The organism is Kluyvera sp., from assembly GCF_965301105.1.
The window spans coordinates 1-3,823 of sequence record NZ_CBDKZX010000159.1 but is presented as its reverse complement, the minus strand read 5'-3'; the positions used below and the strand labels follow the sequence as shown (position 1 = coordinate 3,823).

Sequence of the window (3,823 nt, the reverse complement as noted above, 5' to 3'; positions counted from 1 at the left end):
AAGCGTTAGAGCACCATGAACTTATCAAGGTGAAAATCGCCTCGGAAGATCGCGAGACCAAAACCTTGATCGTGGACGCTATCGTGCGCGAAACCGGCGCCTGTAACGTACAGGTCATCGGTAAAATGCTGGTGCTTTATCGCCCTGGTAAAGAACGCAAAATCTCGCTGCCACGTTAAGAATATCCTAATTTCTGACACAACATTGTGTTAAATGAGGGTTTTTCTTTACGAGGGCTAGCAACATGCCACGCTCTTATGCTTGATAAAAGGCCGCTATGCGGCCTTTTTCTTATCTTTACACTCAGTCAACATTTTCAGTGTTGAACAAAATTTACAGATAATCCACTGCGATGATTTCGAACTCAACTTCACCGCCCGGTGTACGGATGGTGACTACGTCGTCCTGCTCCTTACCGATAAGGCCACGGGCGATCGGCGAGTTCACAGAAATCAGGTTCTGTTTGAAGTCCGCTTCATCATCGCCCACGATGCGGTAGGTCTGTTCTTCATCGTTATCCAGATTCAACACCTTCACAGTCGCACCAAAGATAACGCGGCCATTATTCGGGATCTTGGTGATGTCGATAACCTGCGCATTAGACAGTTTCGCTTCGATATCTTTGATACGGCCTTCGCAGAATCCCTGCTGTTCGCGAGCAGCATGGTACTCCGCGTTCTCTTTCAGGTCGCCGTGCTCGCGTGCTTCGGCGATGGCCGCAATGATTTCTGGGCGACGTACAGACTTGAGAAAGTCCAGTTCTTCACGCAGTTTTTCTGCACCACGAAGGGTCATCGGAATAGCTTGCATTGTTATACCTCTTAAACATTCCTGTAGGGAGCGGTTCGCCCCGCTCCGGCCGCTAAGCCCGCCTGGGTCGCTATCAACACCAGGCCAGAAGCAAAAGAAAACCGACCCGGGTGCGAAGCCCCAGGTCAGCAGTAATTTTTAATTTGATACGCATTTTACCCCGAAGTTCACTACGGGTCATCGTTTACTTTACAGGGCGTTGGGCCGTAGTATGACGGCTTGTTTCCAGGTTGTTAGCGCGAGATTATGCGATTTTCCAGATTTATCATCGGATTGACCACCAGTATAGCGTTTAGCGTTCAGGCCGCGAATGTTGATGAGTATATCAATCAGCTTCCCGCCGGGGCCAACCTCGCGCTTTTGGTGCAGAAAGTGGGCGCACCCGCGCCGTTGATTGATTACCACGGCCAGCAGATGGCGCTACCGGCCAGTACCCAGAAGGTGCTCACCGCGCTGGCGGCCCTGCTGCAACTTGGCCCTGATTTCCGTTTTACCACCACGCTTGAGACCAAAGGCAGCGTCGATAACGGTACGCTAAAAGGCGACCTGATTGCGCGATTTGGCGGCGATCCGACGCTAAAACGCCAGGATATTCGTAATATGGTGGCGACGCTGAAAAAATCCGGCGTACAAACTATCGACGGCAACGTCCTGATCGATACCTCGATCTTTGCCAGCCACGATAAAGCGCCGGGCTGGCCATGGAACGACATGACCCAGTGCTTTAGCGCACCGCCGGCGGCGGCGATCGTAGACCGCAACTGCTTCTCCATTTCGCTCTACAGCGCGCAGAAGGCAAACGATCTGGCGTTTATTCGTATCGCCTCCTACTACCCGGTCGTTATGTTCAGCCAGGTGCGGACGCTGGCGAAAGGCTCGCCGGATGCGCAGTACTGTGAGCTGGACGTCGTCCCCGGCGATCTCAACCGCTACACGCTCACCGGCTGTCTGCCGCAACGTGCTGACCCGCTACCGCTGGCATTTGCCATTCAGGACGGCGCCAGCTATGCCGGGGCAATCATCAAAGACGAGCTGAAGCAGGCAGGTATAACCTACACCGGTACGCTGCTACGCCAGACGCTGGTTAACGAGCCGGGTACGGTAATCGCCAGTAAGCAGTCGGCACCTTTGCACGACCTGTTGAAGATCATGCTGAAAAAATCGGACAACATGATTGCCGATACCGTGTTCCGCATGATTGGCCATGCGCGCTTTGGCGTGCCGGGCACCTGGCGCGCGGGATCCGATGCGGTGCGGCAGATCCTGCGCCAGCAGGCAGGCGTCGATCTCGGCAACACGATTATCGCCGACGGCTCCGGCCTGTCGCGCCACAATCTGATCTCGCCAGCCACGATGATGCAAGCGCTACAGTACATCGCCCAGCATGATAACGAGCTGAACTTTATCTCGATGCTGCCGCTTGCCGGCCATGATGGTTCGCTCCAGTACCGTGCGGGCCTACATCAGGCGGGCGTCGATGGCAAAGTCTCGGCAAAAACCGGCTCACTGCAGGGTGTGTATAACCTGGCAGGCTTCATCACCACCGCCAGCGGGCAGCGTATGGCCTTTGTGCAGTATCTGTCGGGCTACGCGGTGCCGCCAGCCGATCAGCGTAACCGCCGTATTCCGCTGGTGCGATTTGAGAGTCGGTTGTACAAAGACATCTATCAGAACAACTGATAGTGATGCTGCCGGATGACGCTTGCGCTTATCCGGCCTACGTCACATATAAACAAAACGGGCCGCATTTGCGGCCCGTTGAATATTCCAGGCCGGATAAGACGCGTCAGCGTCGCCATCCGGCACGAGGATTAACGCTTGTAGATGAACTCAACGCCTTCTTCGTCGTCTTCATCCCAATCGTCGTCCCACTCTTCGTCTTCAGCTTCTGCGGCGACTTCGTCAAGCTGCTGACGGTGGTAATCGTCCCACATGAACTCAACTTTCTCTGGCTGTTTCGCTTCTTCCTCCTGAGCAATTGGGTTCTCAATGATGAAGTTCATCACGTCCCAGCACAGGTCTTTGACACCCACCTGGCTTGCCGCGGAGATCAGGTAGTACTTGTCTTCCCAGCCCATCGCTTCCGCAATCGCTTTAGCTTTAGCTTCGGCTTCCGCTTTGTCCATGGTGTCAATTTTGTTGAACAGCAGCCAGCGTGGCTTATTCGCCAGTTTCTCGCTGTATTTCTCCAGCTCACCAATGATGATTTTCGCGTTCTCAGCCGGATCGGAGCCGTCGATCGGATCGATATCGATGATGTGCAGCAGCACGCGGCAGCGCTCAAGGTGCTTCAGGAAGCGAATACCAAGGCCCGCGCCTTCGGATGCGCCTTCAATCAGCCCCGGGATATCGGCAATGACGAAGCTCTTCTCGTTATCGACGCGGACCACGCCAAGGCTCGGCACCAGCGTGGTAAACGGATAGTCCGCCACTTTCGGCTTCGCTGCGGAGACGGCGCGGATAAAGGTCGATTTACCGGCGTTCGGCATCCCCAGCATCCCCACGTCCGCCAGAAGCATCAGCTCCAGCTGCAGATCGCGCTTGTCGCCCGGGGTACCCATGGTTTTCTGACGCGGGGTACGGTTTACGGACGATTTAAAACGGGTGTTGCCCAGACCATGCCAACCGCCCTTAGCCACCATCAGACGCTGACCGTGTTTGGTCATGTCGCCCATGGTTTCACCGGTGCCCTGATCGATAACACGCGTACCGACCGGTACCTTGATGGTCACATCTTTACCGCGTTTACCGGTGCAGTCGCGGCTTGCGCCGTTCTGACCACGCTCAGCGCGGAAGGATTTTTCAAAACGGTAGTCGATCAGGGTATTCAGGTTCTCGTCGGCTTCCATCCATACGTCGCCGCCGTCACCGCCGTCACCGCCGTCCGGGCCGCCTTTCGGAATATATTTTTCACGGCGGAAGCTCACGCAACCATTACCGCCATCACCTGCTACGACCAGGATCGTTGCTTCATCAACAAACTTCATTTTACTCTCCGTAAATCATTCGCCTG

Annotated in this window: 4 protein-coding genes; 2 read left to right on the top strand and 2 right to left on the bottom strand. The window is 55.1% G+C overall.

The genetic code is table 11. The features are described 5' to 3' along the window. The coding region (locus ACW14G_RS22585; protein ID WP_455648837.1) for a YhbY family RNA-binding protein at positions 1–179 on the top strand (179 nt) is incomplete at its 5' end. 154 nt (positions 180–333) lie between these two features. Here the strand turns inward: ACW14G_RS22585 and greA are convergent. Further along, the gene (greA, locus tag ACW14G_RS22580; RefSeq protein WP_064541914.1) at positions 334–810 is read right to left on the bottom strand and encodes a transcription elongation factor GreA; all 477 of its coding nucleotides are present in this window, start codon (positions 808–810) and stop codon (positions 334–336) included. Positions 811–1,056: 246 nt separating this feature from the next. On the opposite strand from greA, the gene dacB reads away from it, so the two are divergent. Beyond that, positions 1,057–2,490 (top strand): serine-type D-Ala-D-Ala carboxypeptidase, encoded by a 1,434-nt coding sequence (dacB, locus tag ACW14G_RS22575; protein ID WP_167574953.1) that lies wholly within the window; start codon positions 1,057–1,059, stop codon positions 2,488–2,490. A 131-nt stretch (positions 2,491–2,621) separates the two neighbouring features. On the opposite strand, the gene cgtA is transcribed toward dacB, so the two are convergent. Beyond that, positions 2,622–3,797 (bottom strand): Obg family GTPase CgtA, encoded by a 1,176-nt coding sequence (cgtA, locus tag ACW14G_RS22570; protein WP_163447786.1) that lies wholly within the window; start codon positions 3,795–3,797, stop codon positions 2,622–2,624. Positions 3,798–3,823 lie beyond the last annotated feature (26 nt).